This window comes from Streptomyces termitum, from assembly GCF_014650175.1.
GTDB classification, from domain to species: Bacteria; Actinomycetota; Actinomycetes; order Streptomycetales; family Streptomycetaceae; genus Streptomyces; species Streptomyces termitum.
The window spans coordinates 53,951-69,827 of the sequence record NZ_BMUL01000016.1; the positions used below are offsets into that span (position 1 = coordinate 53,951).

Here is a 15,877-nt window from a genome sequence, read left to right on the forward strand (position 1 = left end):
AAGAGGTTTTGTACGAGAGGTTTTGTACGACGGGTTCCGTACGACGGGTTTCGTGCGACGGGTTTCGTGCGACGGGTTTCGTGCGACGGGTTTCGTGCGACGGGTTCCGTGCGACGGGTTCCGTGCGGCTCCGGGGAGTGGGGCCGTGCCTACTTCTGCGCGTTCTGGCCCACGTAGAAGAGGATCCAGACGAAGCCGGCGAAGGCGTGGGTGGCGAAGACGTAGACGAAGACGCGGAGCATCACGCCCCGCTCCTTCCAGCTCTCGTTGTCGTGCGTCTTCTCGGTCATGGCGTCCAGGGTACGGGCGCCGCGGCGGGGGCGGGAATGCGGGCGGGGGTGGCACCGTTGACAGTGATGGTTTAAGATTCAACCACTAGCCGGAAAGCCACCGGCGAGAACCGCGAGAGGTGACCACGATGCAGTTCGGGATCTTCACCGTCGGCGACGTGACGGCCGACCCCACCACCGGCCGCACCCCCACCGAGCACGAGCGCATCAAGAACACGGTCGCCATCGCGCTCAAGGCCGAGGAGGTCGGGCTCGACGTCTTCGCGACCGGCGAGCACCACAACCCGCCGTTCGTCCCGTCCTCCCCCACCACCCTCCTCGGGCACATCGCCGCCCGCACCGAGAACCTGATCCTGTCCACGTCCACGACCCTCATCACCACCAACGACCCGGTGAAGATCGCCGAGGACTACGCGACCCTCCAGCACCTCGCCGACGGCCGCGTGGACCTGATGATGGGCCGCGGCAACACCGGCCCGGTCTACCCGTGGTTCGGCCAGGACATCCGCCAGGGCATCCCGCTCGCCATCGAGAACTACGCGCTGCTCCACAAGCTGTGGAGGGAGGACGTGGTCGACTGGGAGGGCAAGTTCCGCAGCGCCCTCCAGGGCTTCACCTCCACCCCGCGCCCGCTCGACGGCGTCCCGCCGTTCGTCTGGCACGGCTCCATCCGCTCCCCGGAGATCGCCGAGCAGGCCGCGTACTACGGCGACGGCTTCTTCGCCAACCACATCTTCTGGCCCAAGCAGCACACCGAGAAGATGGTCCGGCTCTACCGCCAGCGGTACGCGCACTACGGGCACGGCACCGAGGAGCAGGCCATCGTCGGCCTCGGCGGCCAGGTCTTCCTGCGGAAGAACTCGCAGGACGCGGTGCGGGAGTTCCGCCCGTACTTCGACAACGCCCCGGTCTACGGCCACGGCCCCTCCCTGGAGGAGTTCAGCAGCCAGACCCCGCTGACCGTCGGCTCCCCGCAGGAGGTCATCGAGCGCACCCTGTCCTTCCGCGACTACGTCGGCGACTACCAGCGCCAGCTGTTCCTCGTCGACCACGCCGGACTGCCCCTCAAGACCGTCCTGGAGCAGCTCGACCTCCTCGGCGAGGAGGTCGTCCCGGTGCTCCGCAAGGAGTTCGCGAACCTCCGCCCCGCGGGCGTCCCCGAGACCGCCCCGCTCCACCCGGCCCTCGTCAAGAAGGAGGCGTAACCCGACATGCGCACGCTCAAGCTGGTCGCCGTCTCGGCCGGCCTCAGCAGCCCCTCCTCCACCCGGCTGCTCGCCGACCGCCTCCTCCAGGCCACCCGCTACAAGCTCGCCGAGCAGGAGTACGCCGTCGACGTCGAGGTCCTCGAACTGCGCGACCTCGCCGTGGACATCGCGCACCACTTCACCACCGGCTTCCCCTCGGAGAAGCTCCAGGGGGCCCTGGACCGGGTGACCGGCGCGGACGGCGTCATCGCGGTGACGCCCGTCTTCACCGCCTCCTACAGCGGCCTGTTCAAGTCCTTCTTCGACCTGGTCGACCCGGCGGCGCTCACCGGCACGCCCGTCCTGATCGGCGCGACCGGCGGCACCGCCCGCCACTCCCTCATCCTCGACCACGCCCTGCGCCCCCTCTTCTCCTACCTGCGGGCCCTGATCTCCCCGACCGCCGTCTACGCGGCCTCGGAGGACTGGGGCAGCGGCGGCGACGCGTACACGGAGGGCCTGCCGGCCCGGATCACCCGGGCGGGCGAGGAGTTCGCGGCGCTGGTCTCGACGGCGGGCCGGAGGCACGAGGAGGAAGAGGAGGTCGTCCCCTTCGAGAAGCAGTGGGCCGACCTGCGCTTCGACTGACCCCCGAAGAGGCCCGAAGGGCCCCTGTCCGAAAGTCCCCCGAAGACCCTCCGAAAGACCCTCGGAGGGCCTTCGGCCGTTTTGTTACGTTGTGGACAGAGGCCGTCGCGGGCAGAGGCTCCCGGCGGCGGGCGACCCGACGACGGACGGAGGTCGGCGATGACCGGCGGCAGGATCGTGGTGGGCGTGGACGGCTCCGAGCCCTCCCTGAAGGCACTGAAGTGGGCGGCCGCGCAGGCGGCGCTCACCGGGGACACCCTCCACGCGGTGATCAGCTGGGAGTACCCGGCGTCCTGGGCGACGCTGATGCCGGGCGTCCCGCCGGAGTTCGACCCCGAGCAGCTCGCCCGGCAGATCCTCGACCAGTCCCTCGAACAGGCCCTCACCCCCGAGGAGGCCGCCGCGGCGACCCGCACGGTCGTCGGGGGCAACGCGGCCCAGGCCCTCATCGACCAGGCCGAGGGCGCCGCGCTGCTCGTCGTCGGCGACCGCGGCTACAGCGGCTTCAAGGCCGCCGTCCTCGGCTCCGTCTCCTCCAACGTCGCCCAGCACGCGCCCTGCCCGGTCGTCGTCGTCCGGGGCGAGACGGCCTGACCCCGCGCGAAGGGCCCCGCACCGGCCGGTGCGGGGCCCTTCGCGCGGTACGGCCCTTCGCGCGGTACGGGGGGATCAGTACGGCGCCGGGTGCCCCGTGGCGTCCTCGTGCGTGTAGAACAGGTAGAACATGCCCGCGGTGACCGCGCCCGCCATCGCCAGGCCCAGGCCGCTGGAGGACAGGACGCTGGCGCCGGAGAGGCTGTAGAGGAAGCCGGTGGCGCCGCCGGTGACCGCGCCCCAGGCGACCGCGCGCAGTTCGCGGGGCAGGACGTGGGCGTACGTCCGCAGGGCGTACAGGGCGCCCGCGAGGACGACCGCGGAGATCAGGCCGAGCCAGAGCTGGCCCCAGGTGAGGCCCCCGCCGTGGCGCGAGACCGTCGCGGCGTACAGCCCGTACAGGACGCCGATGACGGCGGGGAGGACGGCGCCGTGCAGTCGCACGGGGCGCCGCGCGGGTACCGCTGCGTGTGCGGCCATGGCGGGAGCTCCTTCGTCTCGCCCCCCTGCTGCTGCACCCTCCAGGGCACACCCGCCGCCGGTGTCCCGCAAGTGGATCAGGAGCCGCCGCGCCTCCCCGGGGCCCTCACCCGTTCGGCTCAGTCCGGCGCGTCGGATTCGCACATCTGATCCCACGATGGGGGCATGAGCCAGAACAACGCACCTCCCCGGCCGGACGCCCCGCGTCCGGGCAAGTCGGGCGACGCGGCGGCCTGGGCCTCCGGCGGCACCCTCTTCGCCGGCGTCCTCATGCTGGTCACCGGCTTCATGGACGTCTTCCAGGGCATCGCCGGCATCGCCGAGGACGACGTCTACGCCCGCATCGGCGACTACGTCTTCAAGTTCAACCTCACCACGTGGGGCTGGATCCACCTGATCCTCGGCGTTGTCGTCGCCATCGCCGGCTACGGCATCCTCAAGGGCGCCGAGTGGGGCCGGGTCGCGGGCATCGCCCTGGCCTCGCTCAACATCATCGCCCAGTTCCTCTTCCTGCCCTACCAGCCGTGGTGGGCGCTCTTCTCCATGGCCATCTCGGTCTTCGTGATCTGGGCCCTGGCCTCGGACGACGCCTACGGGCCCGGCGAGCGGTACTGAGGTCCCGGATGCCCCCACGACACCTCCGGCGCCCCGGCCCGTCCCGGCCCCGGCGCCGGGGCGCGGCCGCCGCCGCGCTCCTGGTCCTCGCCGCCGTGACCGGCTGCGACGCCGCCAAGGAGACGGCGGGCGACCTCGTCTCCTCGGCGACCGCCGCCGTCGCCTCGGCCGCCCAGCGGAAGATGGACGAGATCAAGGACGGGGTGAACGCCACCGGCGACGTCCGGGCCGGGCCGACCTCCACCGACGGGGACCGCACGGTCGCCACGATCACCGCCGCCAACCCCAAGGACACGACCGTCGACTACGCGGTCCTGGTCACCTTCCGGGACGACGGCGGGAACCTGCTCGACACGGTGGTCGTCACCCTCGACGGCGTCCCCCCGGGAGGCTCCAAGTCCGGTACGGCGCGCAGCAATCGCACCCTCTCCGGCCCGACGACCGCGGAGATCGGCCAGGCCCTGCGGCACTGACCGCGCGCACCGGCCACGCCCTCGCCGGCCTCGACCTGCGCGACGGGCGCTGATCGGCCACGCTGGGGGCATGGACAACGAGCAGATCCTCGACGACATCGGAGCGCTCGTGGAGGAGGAACGCGCCCTGCGGCAGCGCACCGGCGGCCTCCTGCCCGAGGAGCGGGAGCGGCTGGCCGAGCTGGAGGTCCGGCTCGACCAGTGCTGGGACCTGCTGCGGCAGCGGCGCGCGAAGGCCGAGTTCGGCGAGGACCCCGACACGGCCGCCCTCCGCCCCGCCTCCGAGGTGGAGTCCTACCGCAGCTGACCTGCCCCTTCCGGCCGTCCGGACGGACCGGGGCGGCCCCGGGCGGCGTACGTTGAGGGCATGGTTCGTGACGGGTCGAAGTCGCTCACCCCGCCCGCGTGGCTGACCGCGGGCCTGCGTCCCGCGCCCGCGCCCGTCCCCTGGGCGGCGGTCGTCCGCGCCGCGCTCGCCCTGTCGCTGCCGCTCGCGGCCGGGCTGGCCCTGGACCGGCCCGCGTACGGCGCCCTGGTGTCGATGGGCGCCCTGTCCGGCGTCATCGGCGACACCGCCGACGCCTACCGGATGCGGGTCTTCAACATCGCCGTCCCGCAGCTCTTCGGCGCGCTCGGCGTCACCCTGGGCACCCTCGTCTTCGGGCAGGGCTGGCTCGCCGTCGCCACCCTCACCCTGGTCGCCCTCGTCTCCGGCATGATCTCGTCGATCGGCGCGGTCGCCTCCGCCGCCGGACTGCTCCTGCTGCTGAACGCCGTGGTCGGCGCCGGTCTGCCGATGCCCTCCCCCTGGTGGACCGCGCCGCTGCTGCTGACCCTCGGCGGCCTCGTCGTCCTCGCCCTGACCCTGCTCGGCTGGCCGCTGCGCCGCACCGCGCCCGAACGGACCGCCGTCGCGGCGACGTACCGGACGGTGGCCGAGCTGTACGAGACGGCCGGCACGCCCGGCTACGAGCGGCGGCGGCACGCGGTCACCGCCTCCCTGAACCAGTCCTACGACCTCGTGCTGGCCCGCCGCACCCGCCAGCACGGCCGCACCTCCTCCCTCGCCCGGCTGCTCGCCCAGCTCAACGTCCTCATCCCGCTCCTGGAGGCCGCGCCCGCCGCCGACCTGCGGGCCCGCGTCCACGGCCCGCTGCCGCCCGCCGTCGCCGCCACCGTCCGCGCCCTCGCCGACACCATCGAGGAGGGCGGCGCGAGGGAGCGGCCCGCCCTGCCCGAGCCGCTGTTCGCCGCCCCCGCCCGCCCCTCCGAGCGGGCCGTCGAGCACGCCCTGCGGCACGCCGTCACCGTCGTCCACGAACCGGAGTCCGACCCGTCCCCGAGGTCGTCGACCAGGGGGGACCTCCACGCCGACGACCGGCTCGGCCGGCCCGCCGCGCTCGCCGTCCGGGCCCGCCGCGCCGCCCGCGCCGTCCTGCTGTCCGAACCCTCCTGGCGGTACGGCCTGCGGCTCGCGCTCTGCATCGGCCTCGCCCAGGCCCTGGTGTCGCTGATCGCCGTGCCCCGCTCGTACTGGGTGGCGCTCACCGTCACCTTCGTCATGAAGCCCGACTTCGGCTCGGTCTTCTCCCGCGCCGTGCTCCGCGCCGTCGGCACCTGCCTCGGCCTGGTCCTCGCCGCGCTCGTCCTCGCCGAAGTGCCGCGGGGCTGGTGGGACGTGCCGGTGATGGCGGTCCTCGCCGCCCTCGTCCCCGCCTTCTCCGCGAAGGGCTACGCCTTCCAGACCGCGGCCGTCACCCCGGTCATCCTGCTCCTCTCCGACACCCTCAACCAGGAGGGCTTCGGCCTCGTCCTGCCCCGCCTGTACGACTCCCTCATCGGCTGCGGCATCGCCCTCGTCGCCGGCTACCTGCTGTGGCCCGAGTCCTGGCACAGCCGGATCGGGGACCGGCTGGCCGAGGCGGTCGCGGACACCGCCGCCTACGTGGACCGGGCCTTCGGCCCCGATCCGGACGGCGGCGGCGCCCGGCTGCGGGCCCGCCGCAAGCTCTACCGGGACCTGTCGGCGGTGCGCTCCGAGTTCCAGCGGGCGCTGACCGAACCGCCGCCGACCGGCCCCCGGGCCGCCGCCTGGTGGCCGCTGGCCATCGCCGTCGAACGGATCGTGGACGCCACCACCGCCGCCCGCATCCGGGTCGCGCACGGCGCCCCGCCGCCCGACCCGGCCGAAGTCGCCGCCGTCGCCCGCGAACTGAGGGAGCTCGCGGAAGGTCTGCGCGCCTCGGCGACCCTGGTCCCGGTCCACGCCGACCTGCCCGAGGACACCGACGGGGTGCTCGCCCCGGTCCGCCAGGAAGTCCGCGCGGCCCGCGCCATCGCGGGACCCGAACTCGGCTGAACCCGCCGGTCCCCGACCCGCCGGACGCGGCCCGCCGGCCCACGGCCTGCCCGGGCCCGGCCCGGGTCCGGGCGGACGGGCCCCGGGCCCGAACGGCTCCGAGCCGAACCGCTCCGGGCGGCGGCCCGGTTCCGCCGTGTCACCGTGCGCCGGGGCGCACAGGCGGACTTACCGGCGGTCACCGGAAGGAACACTCCTATCCGCCATGACCGGAAACCGCCGGGCCTACTACGATGCGCTCGACCCGCCTCTCCGTGACCGGCGCCCTCCCCCCTCCGGGCGCGGCCGGCCCGACGGGCCCCCACCCCCTCACCTCTCCGCCCGCACCCCTCCCGTCCCGTCCCCTCCCTCGTCCCGAACCCCCCATCCGCTCCGAGGACTCCGAGGACACCGCCATGCGCTCGACCACCAGCAGAGGGCTCCAGCCCAATGTCCTCGGCACCTTCGACACGATCGTGATGGCCGTGGCCGGCAGCGCCCCCGCCTACTCGATCGCCGCCACCACCGCCGTGCTGTTCGCCGCGGTGGGACCGGCCGGTCCGGCGGCGCTGCTGTACTGCGCGATACCCATGTTCGGGATCGTCCTGGCCTACGCCCGGCTGGGCCGGATCGACGTCAACGCGGGCGCCGGATACTCGTGGGTGGGCCGCACCCTCCACCCCTTCCTCGGCTTCCTCTCCGGCTGGGCGCTGGTCCTCGCCGCGACCGTCTTCATGGTGGCGGGCTCGCTGCCGGCCGGTTCGCTGACGCTGTCCCTGATCGACCCGGAGCTGGCCCGCTCGACGCCGCTCTCCGCCGCCGTCGGCGCCGGCTGGTTCCTGCTGATGCTCGGCGTGGTCCTGGGCGGCACCCGGCTCACCGTACGGGCCCAACTCCTGATGTCCGGCGTCGAGATGCTCGTCCTGCTGGCCTTCGTGGCGGCGGCGGTGGCGCACCGGGGCCGGGCCGTCGCCTTCGACTGGTCCTGGTTCGGCTTCGAGCACTTCCACGGCACGGAGGGCTTCGCGGCGGGCGCGCTGATCGCCGCGTTCTACTACTGGGGCTGGGACGTCACCAGCAACCTCAGCGAGGAGACCCGGAACAGCCGCCGCACCGCCGGGCTCGCCGCGCTGGTCGGCGTCGGCTTCGTCTTCCTCCTCTTCGAGGCGTTCACCGTCGCGGTGAACGTGCTGCTGCCCGCCGACCGCATCGAGGCCGCCGGGCCCAACGTGCTCGCCGTCCTCGGCGAGGAGATCTGGCCGGGCGCGGGCGGCAGGCTGCTGATCGTCGCCGTGGTCCTGTCGACGGTCGCGACCCTGGAGACGACCCTCCTCCAGGTCACCCGGACCCTCTTCGCGATGGGCCGGGACCGGACCCTGCCGGCCGCCCTCGGCCGCGTCCACCGCCGCTGGAACACGCCGTGGGTCGCGGTCGTCGCCGTCGGCGCCGCCGCGCTCGCCCTCTTCGCCGCCGCCGCGGCGGCCGGCTCCCTCCAGCAGAGCCTGCGCGACGCGGTCTCCGCGATCGGCCTCCAGATCGCGTTCTACTACGGCCTGGCCGGCATCGCCGCCGTCGTCGCCTACAAGGCGCTGCTCCTGCGCTCCGTCAAGAACCTGCTCCTGGGCGGGGTGTGGCCGCTGCTGGGCTCCGCGTTCATGCTGTGGGCCTTCGTCGAGTCCCTCGGTGAACTCTCCACCACCGCCCTCACCATGGGCATCGGCGGGCTCCTCGCCGGGGTCGTGCCGATGGCCGTGTACTGGCGCCGGGGCAGCGACTACTACCGGCCCGCCCGCCTCGACGCCGTCAGCGCCCTCGCCGCCGCCCGCGAGGCCGCCCCGACGGGCCCCGCGTCCCGGCTCCGCGACCAGAACTACGCCACCGACTTCTGAGCCCCGCGCCCCCGGTCCCCGCCGCCCTTCCGGGCACCGGGAAGCCCCTGGAGAGGAGGAACCCCATGGCCGTGCGCCGTCGCCGCGTCCTCGGACGGTCCCGTACGGGCCGCTTCGCGCCCGACTTCGATCCCGACTTCGGCGACCGCGCGCTGACCGAGGCCCGGCACGACATCGTCATCGGCCGCTGGCAGGGGGTGCGCGACCTGCTCGCCGCCACCGGCGACGACTGGGCCCGCCGCACCCACCGGGTCCGGCTGCTGTCGCACGCCGCCGCGGGCAGCTCCACCGTCGAGACCTGGCGGGCCGCCGAACCCGGCAACCCGGACGCGGCCGTGCTGCGGGCCGCCACCGAGGTCGTCCGGGTCTTCGACGCGGCCATCGCCGCGGGCCGGGGCGCCGCCGTCGACCGGGCCCGCGTCGACACCGCCGTGGCCGCCTGCCGGAGCGCCGCCGAGGCCGCGCCCGCCGACCCGATGCCGTGGGTGTCGCTGCTCTCCGTGGCCCGGCTGTACGAGGGCGGCGTGCCCCGCCGCGAACTGCGGTACTGGTTCGACGAACTGCGCCGCCGCGACCCGTACAACACCGAGGGGCACGTGCAGGTGCTGCGCTACCTGTCGGCCCGCTGGCACGGCACGCACGGCGCCATGTACGACTTCGCCCGCGACGCGGCGGGCGTCGCCCCGCCCGGCTCCCCGCTGCCGGTCCTGGTGCAGGTCGCCCGGGTCGAGGAGTACCGCTACATCGCCGAGGGGGCGCTCGGGCGCGGCCCCGTGCGCGGCTTCGACCAGCACTGGAAGCACGAGCTGGCGGTGACCGAACTGCGGCGCACGTACGACCGCTGGATCGGCGGCCGGGAGCCGGGGGCGCCGGTGGTGCCGGAGGAGGTCGGCGAGCTGAACTTCCTCGCGCACGCCGCCTGTTACGCGGGCCAGGTGGAGTCGGCGCGGGAGCTGATGGGGCTCCTCGGGGCGCGGGCGGCCTGGGTGCCGTGGGCGTACACCGGCGACCCGAGGGAGCAGTTCGTCCGCTTCCGGGAGGGGCTGGGGATCGGCTGACCCCCAGCCCCTCACGGGCCCCCGGGCCCTTCCCGGCGGGCGGGCTCTTTCCGGCGGGCGGGACCGGTCGGCGTCAGACGCCGATGTCGGAGCCGTCGGTGCGCCAGACCGCGACCACCGACGGGCGGACGATCTTCCCGGGGCCGTCGGGCCAGACGGAGGCCGGCTTTTCGACGGAGGCGCCGTCGATCTCGCCCGGGTGCTGCACCGCGACCAGGACGCGGCGGTCCTGGATGAGCGGGCCGCAGGTCTCGGCGCCGCGCGGCACGGTGAGGAACTGCTTCAGCTCGCCCCGGCGCTCGCCGTGCACGGCGACGCCGAAGAGGCCGTCGTGCGAGCCGAGCTGGTTGCCGTCGGTGGAGATCCACAGGTTGCCGTGCGGGTCGAAGGCCACGTTGTCCGGGCAGGAGATCGGGGAGACCTTCTCCTTCGGGTAGCCGGAGAAGTAGGTGGCCGGGTCGTTCGGGTCGCCCGCGACCAGGAAGAGGCGCCAGGCGAAGCCGTCCGAGGCCGGGTCGTCCCAGTGCTCGGCCAGTTCCAGGATCTGGCCGTGCTTGTTCAGGTTGCGCGGGTTGGCCTCGTCGGCGCCCGCCTTGCCGGGCTTGCCGCGGTCCGTGTTGTTCGTCAGGGCGACGTAGACGCGGCCGGTGCGCGGCGACGGCTCGACGTCCTCGGGGCGGTCCATCTTCGTCGCGCCGACCTTGTCACCGGCGAGGCGGGTGAAGACGAACACCTCCTCGGCGGTCATGCCGGGCACGTGCGAGACGGCGCCCTTCGCGGAGGCGGTGGCCAGCGGGATCCAGGTGCCGGAGCCGTCGAACTCGCCGTCGTTCGGGAGCTTTCCGGTGCCGTCGATCTCGGCCGCCGGGGAGTCGCCGGTCAGCTTGGCGACGTACAGGGTGCCCTCGTCGAGCAGCGTGAGGTTGTGGGCGTGCGCCCTGCGGGACCCACCCTTCATCATCCGCTTCGAGGAGACGAACTTGTAGAAGTAGTCGAACCGCTCGTCGTCGCCCATGTAGACGACCGGGCGGCCGTCGGCGGTCAGGCGCGGCTGGGCGGCCTCGTGCTTGAAGCGGCCGAGCGCGGTGCGCTTCTTCGGCGTCGAGTCGGGGTCGTACGGGTCGAGCTCGACGACCCAGCCGAAGCGGTGCGCCTCGTTGGGCTCCTGTGCGAGGTCGAAGCGCTTGTCGAACCGCTCCCACTTGCGCTCGGTGGCGCCGGTGCCGATGCCGTACCGCTTGTCGGTGGCGGAGGAGCCGTTGGCGAAGTACTGGTTGAAGTTCTCCTCGCCGTGGAGGGTGGTGCCCCACGGGGTGGTGCCGCCGGCGCAGTTGTTGAGCGTGCCGAGGACCGTGCGGCCCGCGCGGTCGGCGGAGGTGCGCACCAGCGCGGAGCCGGCGGCCGGGCCGGTCAGCTCGAAGCGGCTGGTGGTGTGCAGGCGGCGGTTGAGGTGGTGGCGGGCGACCGGGGTGAGGCGGCCGGTGCGGCGCTCCTCCTGCACGACGACCACGGACAGGCCGTGCGCGGCCCAGGCGATCTCGACCTGCTCGCGGGTCGGGTTCTGGGCGTCGTAGCCGCGGAACATCAGGACCTCGTCGGTGTACTCGTGGTTCGCGACGAGGACCTGCCGGTCCTTCTCCCCGCGCAGCGGGAGGAGGGAGAGGAAGTCGTTGTTGTAGCCGAACTGGCCGGCCTGCGCCTTGGCGGTCTGCTTCCCGGCGTCGAAGGCCGGGGCGCCGCGGAGGATCGGCTCGCCCCAGCGGATCACGACGTTCTGGCCGTAGCCGGTGGGGACGGTGACCTGGTCGGCGGTGTTCGGCGCGACCGGCGAGAAGCGCAGGCCGCGGGCGCCGTCGGCCTTCGGCGCGGGCTTCGGGCCGTGGCCGTGGCCCGGGCCGTGCGCCTCGGCGGCGGGCGCGGAGCCGAGCACGAGGGAACCGCCCGCGGCGGTGGCGGCCGTGACGACAGCGGCGGCGCGGAGCGCGGAACGGCGCGAGAGGACGCCGGCTATGACGTCGCCGACGTACTCGTTGTCGCTGGTGTTGGGCACCTCCTGGAAGCAGGCGTCCCCACAGCGGAACCGGCAGGTCAGGGCGGAACGGCCGCCTCCGTGCGGGTGGGTGCTCAGCAGCGGCAGCAGTTTGCGCACTTCGTCCTCCTCCGGCGCACACTGCGCCGACATGGTGTGCCGACAGGGTGTCGGGAATCCGTTCGGCGGCGACGCTAGGCGCGCGCAGGGACCCGGGGACGGCCGCGGCGTGAACGCCGAATGAATCCGGGGCGACCGTGGACGACGGGCGCACGGAGGCCCCGGAGGGCGGCCGCTAACCTTACGTATCCGCCCTGGCCAGGGATGAAAGTCCCGAAACGCCCAGTACGGACATTCACACTGCACCCCACTCATGCGAAAGGGCTCGCACATGGGTATTCGGAGCATGCTGCGCAAGGTCTTCGGCCGGAACCGCGAGGAATCCCCGGCAACCTCCGTCCCGCCCCAGTCGCGTGAGACGACGGAGACCGCGGAGACCGCCGAGACCGCGGAGACCGCGGAGACCGCGGAGACGACGGAAGCGGCACGGGCGACGGAGACGCCGCAGACCCCGCAGACCCCCGAGACGCCTCCGGCGAAGACCCCGGCCCCGGAGTCCTCCTCCGCCCCGGCACTCCCCGAGGACGAGGCCCGCCGCGCGGCGGACGACCTGGTCGCGGCCTCCTTCGACAACCCCCAGATCCCCAAGGCGAGGAAGCCGGAACCGGAACTGGAGAAGCCCGCGGCGGAGGCAGCGGCCGAGAAGCCGGTGGCTGAGGCGGAGAAGCCGGTGACCGAGCCGGTGGCCGAGGCCGAGAAGCCTGCGACGGAGCCGGAGGAGCCTGCGGCTGAGGCCGAGGCGGAGCCGGTAGCGGTGGCCGAGGCCGAGGTGGAGCCGGTAGCGGTGGCCGAGGTCGGGGTAGAGCCGGCAGCGGTGGCGGTGGCGGTGGCCGAGAAGCCGACGGCGGAGGCTGTGGCTGAGCCGGTGGCCGAGGTGGGGCTCAAGGCTGAGAAGCCTGCGGCGGCTGAGGCCGAGGCGGAGCCGGTGGCGGAGAAGTTGGTGGCGGAGACTGCGGAGCCGGTCGCGGAGCCGGAGGGGGTCACGGAAGCGGTCGCGGTTACGGAGCCCGCGCCGGCCGTCGAGCCGGAGCCGGTTACGGAGCCGGAGCCGGCCGCAGAGCCGGCCGCGGTTACGGAGCTCGCGCCGGTCGAGGAGCCGGTGACGGCGGAGGCGACGGAGCCCGCCGCCGAGCCCGTCGCGGAGCAGGCGGCGACGGAGTCGGAGCCGGCGGCCGCGACCGAGGAGCAGTCCCCGGCCGCGACGGCGGAGGAGACGGCCGTCGCCGAGGCCGCCCCGGCCGAGGCCCCCGCAGCCGAAGCGGCTCCGGAGGAGACGCCCGCCGTTGAGGCCGCGCAGGACGAGACGCCGAAGGCCGAGCCCGTGCAGGACGAGGCCCCGGCCGCCGAGGCCGCCCCTGTGGAGGAGCCGCAGGCGGAGGCCGAGACCGCTCCGGTCACCGCCGAGGTCGAGGCCCCGGCCAAGGAGTCGGCCGAGGAGCCGCAGGCCGAGGCCGTCGTCCCGGCGGAGCCGGAGACGGTCACCGCCGAGGCACCGGCGGCGGAGCCGCAGGCCGAGGCACCGGCCCCCGAGGCCGCTCCGGTCGCCGCCGAGGCGGAGGTCCCGGCGGCGGAGGCGGCCGGGACGGCCGGGCCCGCGGTCGCACTGTCCGCGGTCAAGGCCGCCGCCCCGCACCTCGCCGACGCCTACAAGGCCGCCGGCACCGTGCTCCGCAAGCAGGGGCTCGACGGGGCGCGGACCGCCGTGTACCTGGTCGTCGACCGGTCCGGCTCGATGCGCGGGTACTTCAAGGACGGCTCCGTGCAGCGGCTCGCCGAGCAGACGGTGGCGCTCGCCGCGCACCTGGACGAGGACGCGACCGTCACGACCGTGTTCTTCTCCACGGACGTCGACGGCACCGCCGACCTGACCCCCGCCACGCTCTCCCCCACCGGCATCGAGGAGATCAACGGCACCCTCGGCCGACTGGGCCGCACCCACTACCACCGCGCCGTGGAGGAGGTCCTCGCCCACCACGAGAAGACCGACCCGTCCCGCCCGGCCCTGGTCGTCTTCCAGACGGACGGCGCGCCGGACGCGAAGACGGCCGCCACGCAGGCCCTCGCCGCCGCCGCGGACCGACCGCTGCACTGGCGGTTCGTGGTCTGGGGCGAGGAGGAGAACAAGGCGTTCGACTACCTCAGGAAGCTCGACGGCACGCCCCGTACCGCCGTGTACTTCCCGGGCGCGGCCCCCATGGAGACGGCCCACGCCGCCTTCTACCGCGGCCTGCTCGCCGGCCTGGAGCTGTAGGCCCCGGCCCGGCCCGGGGCGCCGCGCACACGAGGTGCCCCGGGCACCGGGCGTCAGGTGCCCGGGGTGGCGGTGACCGGCAGGGTCACCGCCACCACGAGCCCGCCGCCCTCCCCGGCGCTGCGCGCGACCGCCGTGGCGGTCCCGCCGTGGGCGGCCGCGATGGACCGGACGATGGAGAGCCCGAGCCCGACGCCGGGCCCCGTCCGGTCGCGGCCCCCGCCTCTCCGGAAGGGCTCGAAGAGGCCCTCGACCTCGTCCGGCGGGACGACGGGCCCGGTGTTGACGACGGTGAGGACGCCCCCGTCGACCCGTACCTCGACCCGCCCCCCGGGCACGTTGTAGGCGACCGCGTTCGCGACGAGGTTCCGCACGAGCTGCCGCAGCAGCACCCGGCTCCCCCGCACGACACCCACCCCGCCGCCCTCGCCTCTCCCGTCCCCGACGGCCACGTCCGCGTACTCCTCCGCGACGACCTCGGCGAGCGGCACGTCCTCCCGTTCGGCGAGGCCCCGTTCGCCCCGGGCGAGGAGGAGCAGGCCGTCGAGGAGCCGCTCGCTGTGCCGGTTGGTGTCGAGGAGGACCTGCCGGACCTCGCAGTCCTCGTCGAGCCCGACCTGGAGGGCGGCCCGCTGGGTGGCGAGCGGGGTGCGCAGTTCGTGCGAGGCGTTGGCGATGAACCGCCGCTGGCTGTCGAAGGCGGCCTCCAGCCGGCCGAGCAGCGCGTCGATGGTGTCGCCGAGCTCCTTCAGCTCGTCGTCGGGCCCGCGCACGGCGAGCCGCTCGTGCAGGTTCCGTTCGGAGAGGAGGCGGGCGCGGGCGGTCATCTCGTGGACGGGCCGCAGGACGCGCCCGGCCGTCCACCAGCCGACGGCCACGGCGCAGCAGGCGACGGCGAGCAGGGACAGGCTGGACCAGATGAGCATCTGCTCGTTCGCGACCCGGCTGATGTCGTCCCCGAGCCGGTACGCCTCCACGGCGCTGCCGTCGGCGGCCCGCGCCACGACCGCCTCCGCCCCCTCGTCGGTACCGGCTCTGACCAGGACGTTCACCACGATCAGCAGGAGCGCCCCGAGGCCGAGGAAGGCGCCTCCGTAGACGAGGGCGATCCGGGTCCTGATGGCCGACCCGGCCCCGAGGTATCCGCGCGGCGCGGCGGCGGGCGCGCTCACAGCTGGTACCCCACGCCCTGGACGGTGCGGATCAGCGCGGGCTCCCCCAGTTTGGCCCGCAGCTTGCTCATGCAGACGCGGACGGCGCCGGTGAAGGGGTCGGCGTGGGCGTCCCAGGCGCGGTCGAGGAGTTCCTCGGCGGAGACGGCGGCGCCGTCGGCCTCCAGGAGGATCTGGAGGACGGAGAACTCCTTGGGGGAGAGGTCGAGGTCGCGTCCGTCGCGGACGGCGGTGCGCCGGACGGTGTCCACGCGCAGCCCGCCGCGTTCGAGGAGCGGCGGCAGCGGCGGGGCGGAGCGGCGGCGCAGGGCGCGGACGCGGGAGACCAGTTCGGGGAACTCGAAGGGCTTGCCGAGGTAGTCGTCGGCGCCGAGGTCGAGCCCCTCGACGCGGTCCTCGACCGCCGCGGCGGCGGTCAGCATCAGGATGCGGGTGCGGGAGCCGGCGGCGACGAGCCGGCGGGCGACCTCGTCGCCGTGGACGCGGGGCAGGTCGCGGTCGAGGACGAGGACGTCGTACGCGTGGAGGGCGAGCCGCTCCAGGGCGTCCGCGCCGTCGTGGACGGTGTCGACGGCGAAGCCGGCCCGGCGGAGCCCGGTGGCGACGAACCCGGCGAGGACCCGCTGGTCCTCCGCTACCAGTACACGCATGCCCTCCATCTTTCCCGCGCCGTCCCACCCTCCGGACCCCGGGGTTCCGGGATGTGAGTGGATCTTCGCGGGGCCGTTAGGAT

The 15,877-nt window shown here is 74.4% G+C and carries 15 protein-coding genes; 10 read left to right on the top strand and 5 right to left on the bottom strand.

Annotation, left to right across the window (positions count from 1 at the left end; all coding sequences use genetic code 11):
- Positions 1-149 precede the first annotated feature (149 nt).
- Positions 150-290, bottom strand: a complete 141-nt coding sequence (locus IE219_RS25455; RefSeq protein ID WP_189981562.1) for a DUF6126 family protein — start codon at positions 288-290, stop codon at positions 150-152.
- A 128-nt stretch (positions 291-418) separates the two neighbouring features.
- Here IE219_RS25455 and IE219_RS25460 point away from each other — a divergent pair, with 128 nt between their 5' ends.
- From IE219_RS25460 to IE219_RS25470, 3 genes are all read left to right on the top strand, one after another.
- Positions 419-1,495: an LLM class flavin-dependent oxidoreductase gene (locus tag IE219_RS25460; protein WP_189981564.1), complete on the top strand. Its 1,077-nt coding sequence runs from the start codon at positions 419-421 to the stop codon at positions 1,493-1,495.
- Positions 1,496-1,501: 6 nt separating this feature from the next.
- Positions 1,502-2,125, top strand: a complete 624-nt coding sequence (locus IE219_RS25465) for an FMN reductase (RefSeq protein ID WP_189981566.1) — start codon at positions 1,502-1,504, stop codon at positions 2,123-2,125.
- A 159-nt stretch (positions 2,126-2,284) separates the two neighbouring features.
- Positions 2,285-2,719, top strand: coding sequence for a universal stress protein (locus IE219_RS25470; protein ID WP_189981568.1), 435 nt, complete (start codon positions 2,285-2,287; stop codon positions 2,717-2,719).
- Between the two features lie 75 nt (positions 2,720-2,794).
- Here the strand turns inward: IE219_RS25470 and IE219_RS25475 are convergent, their stop codons facing one another.
- On the bottom strand, positions 2,795-3,199 hold the full coding sequence (locus tag IE219_RS25475; protein WP_189981570.1) for a hypothetical protein: 405 nt from the start codon (positions 3,197-3,199) through the stop codon (positions 2,795-2,797).
- Positions 3,200-3,364: 165 nt separating this feature from the next.
- On the opposite strand from IE219_RS25475, the gene IE219_RS25480 reads away from it, so the two are divergent.
- From IE219_RS25480 to IE219_RS25505, 6 genes are all read left to right on the top strand, one after another.
- On the top strand, positions 3,365-3,814 hold the full coding sequence (locus tag IE219_RS25480; RefSeq protein WP_189981572.1) for a DUF7144 family membrane protein: 450 nt from the start codon (positions 3,365-3,367) through the stop codon (positions 3,812-3,814).
- 8 nt (positions 3,815-3,822) lie between these two features.
- Entirely contained in the window at positions 3,823-4,287 is a 465-nt protein-coding gene (locus IE219_RS25485) for a hypothetical protein (protein ID WP_229849997.1), read from the top strand.
- Between the two features lie 70 nt (positions 4,288-4,357).
- Positions 4,358-4,594 (top strand): DUF2630 family protein, encoded by a 237-nt coding sequence (locus IE219_RS25490; RefSeq protein ID WP_189981573.1) that lies wholly within the window; start codon positions 4,358-4,360, stop codon positions 4,592-4,594.
- A 60-nt stretch (positions 4,595-4,654) separates the two neighbouring features.
- Complete coding sequence (locus tag IE219_RS25495; RefSeq protein WP_189981575.1) at positions 4,655-6,646, top strand: FUSC family protein; 1,992 nt, start codon at positions 4,655-4,657, stop codon at positions 6,644-6,646.
- Between the two features lie 395 nt (positions 6,647-7,041).
- Entirely contained in the window at positions 7,042-8,514 is a 1,473-nt protein-coding gene (locus tag IE219_RS25500) for an APC family permease (RefSeq protein ID WP_189981577.1), read from the top strand.
- A 65-nt stretch (positions 8,515-8,579) separates the two neighbouring features.
- Positions 8,580-9,572, top strand: coding sequence for a hypothetical protein (locus IE219_RS25505; protein WP_189981579.1), 993 nt, complete (start codon positions 8,580-8,582; stop codon positions 9,570-9,572).
- A gap of 73 nt (positions 9,573-9,645) precedes the next feature.
- Here the strand turns inward: IE219_RS25505 and IE219_RS25510 are convergent, their stop codons facing one another.
- On the bottom strand, positions 9,646-11,721 hold the full coding sequence (locus IE219_RS25510) for a PhoX family protein (RefSeq protein ID WP_189981581.1): 2,076 nt from the start codon (positions 11,719-11,721) through the stop codon (positions 9,646-9,648).
- A 271-nt stretch (positions 11,722-11,992) separates the two neighbouring features.
- On the opposite strand from IE219_RS25510, the gene IE219_RS31960 reads away from it, so the two are divergent.
- Positions 11,993-13,972 carry a VWA domain-containing protein gene (locus tag IE219_RS31960; protein WP_229849998.1) on the top strand — a complete coding sequence of 660 codons (1,980 nt, stop codon included), beginning with the start codon at positions 11,993-11,995 and terminating at the stop codon, positions 13,970-13,972.
- A gap of 53 nt (positions 13,973-14,025) precedes the next feature.
- Here the strand turns inward: IE219_RS31960 and IE219_RS25520 are convergent, their stop codons facing one another.
- Both IE219_RS25520 and IE219_RS25525 read right to left on the bottom strand, forming a co-directional pair.
- Positions 14,026-15,144, bottom strand: coding sequence for a sensor histidine kinase (locus IE219_RS25520; protein ID WP_189981583.1), 1,119 nt, complete (start codon positions 15,142-15,144; stop codon positions 14,026-14,028).
- Positions 15,141-15,794, bottom strand: a complete 654-nt coding sequence (locus tag IE219_RS25525; RefSeq protein ID WP_189981585.1) for a response regulator transcription factor — start codon at positions 15,792-15,794, stop codon at positions 15,141-15,143. The genes IE219_RS25520 and IE219_RS25525 overlap by 4 nt, the downstream gene beginning before the upstream one ends.
- Positions 15,795-15,877 lie beyond the last annotated feature (83 nt).

Excerpts from the sequence above, each read along its gene's own strand:
- IE219_RS25460 (WP_189981564.1), top strand. The coding sequence starts at position 419 with ATGCAGTTCGGGATCTTCACCGTCGGCGACGTGACGGCCGACCCCACC.
- IE219_RS25495 (WP_189981575.1), top strand. The coding sequence starts at position 4,655 with ATGGTTCGTGACGGGTCGAAGTCGCTCACCCCGCCCGCGTGGCTGACC.
- IE219_RS25480 (WP_189981572.1), top strand. The coding sequence starts at position 3,365 with ATGAGCCAGAACAACGCACCTCCCCGGCCGGACGCCCCGCGTCCGGGC.
- IE219_RS31960 (WP_229849998.1), top strand. The coding sequence starts at position 11,993 with ATGGGTATTCGGAGCATGCTGCGCAAGGTCTTCGGCCGGAACCGCGAG.
- IE219_RS25500 (WP_189981577.1), top strand. The coding sequence starts at position 7,042 with ATGCGCTCGACCACCAGCAGAGGGCTCCAGCCCAATGTCCTCGGCACC.
- IE219_RS25490 (WP_189981573.1), top strand. The coding sequence starts at position 4,358 with ATGGACAACGAGCAGATCCTCGACGACATCGGAGCGCTCGTGGAGGAG.
- IE219_RS25485 (WP_229849997.1), top strand. The coding sequence starts at position 3,823 with ATGCCCCCACGACACCTCCGGCGCCCCGGCCCGTCCCGGCCCCGGCGC.
- IE219_RS25465 (WP_189981566.1), top strand. The coding sequence starts at position 1,502 with ATGCGCACGCTCAAGCTGGTCGCCGTCTCGGCCGGCCTCAGCAGCCCC.
- IE219_RS25475 (WP_189981570.1), bottom strand. The coding sequence starts at position 3,199 with ATGGCCGCACACGCAGCGGTACCCGCGCGGCGCCCCGTGCGACTGCAC.
- IE219_RS25505 (WP_189981579.1), top strand. The coding sequence starts at position 8,580 with ATGGCCGTGCGCCGTCGCCGCGTCCTCGGACGGTCCCGTACGGGCCGC.
- IE219_RS25455 (WP_189981562.1), bottom strand. The coding sequence starts at position 290 with ATGACCGAGAAGACGCACGACAACGAGAGCTGGAAGGAGCGGGGCGTG.
- IE219_RS25470 (WP_189981568.1), top strand. The coding sequence starts at position 2,285 with ATGACCGGCGGCAGGATCGTGGTGGGCGTGGACGGCTCCGAGCCCTCC.
- IE219_RS25525 (WP_189981585.1), bottom strand. The coding sequence starts at position 15,794 with ATGCGTGTACTGGTAGCGGAGGACCAGCGGGTCCTCGCCGGGTTCGTC.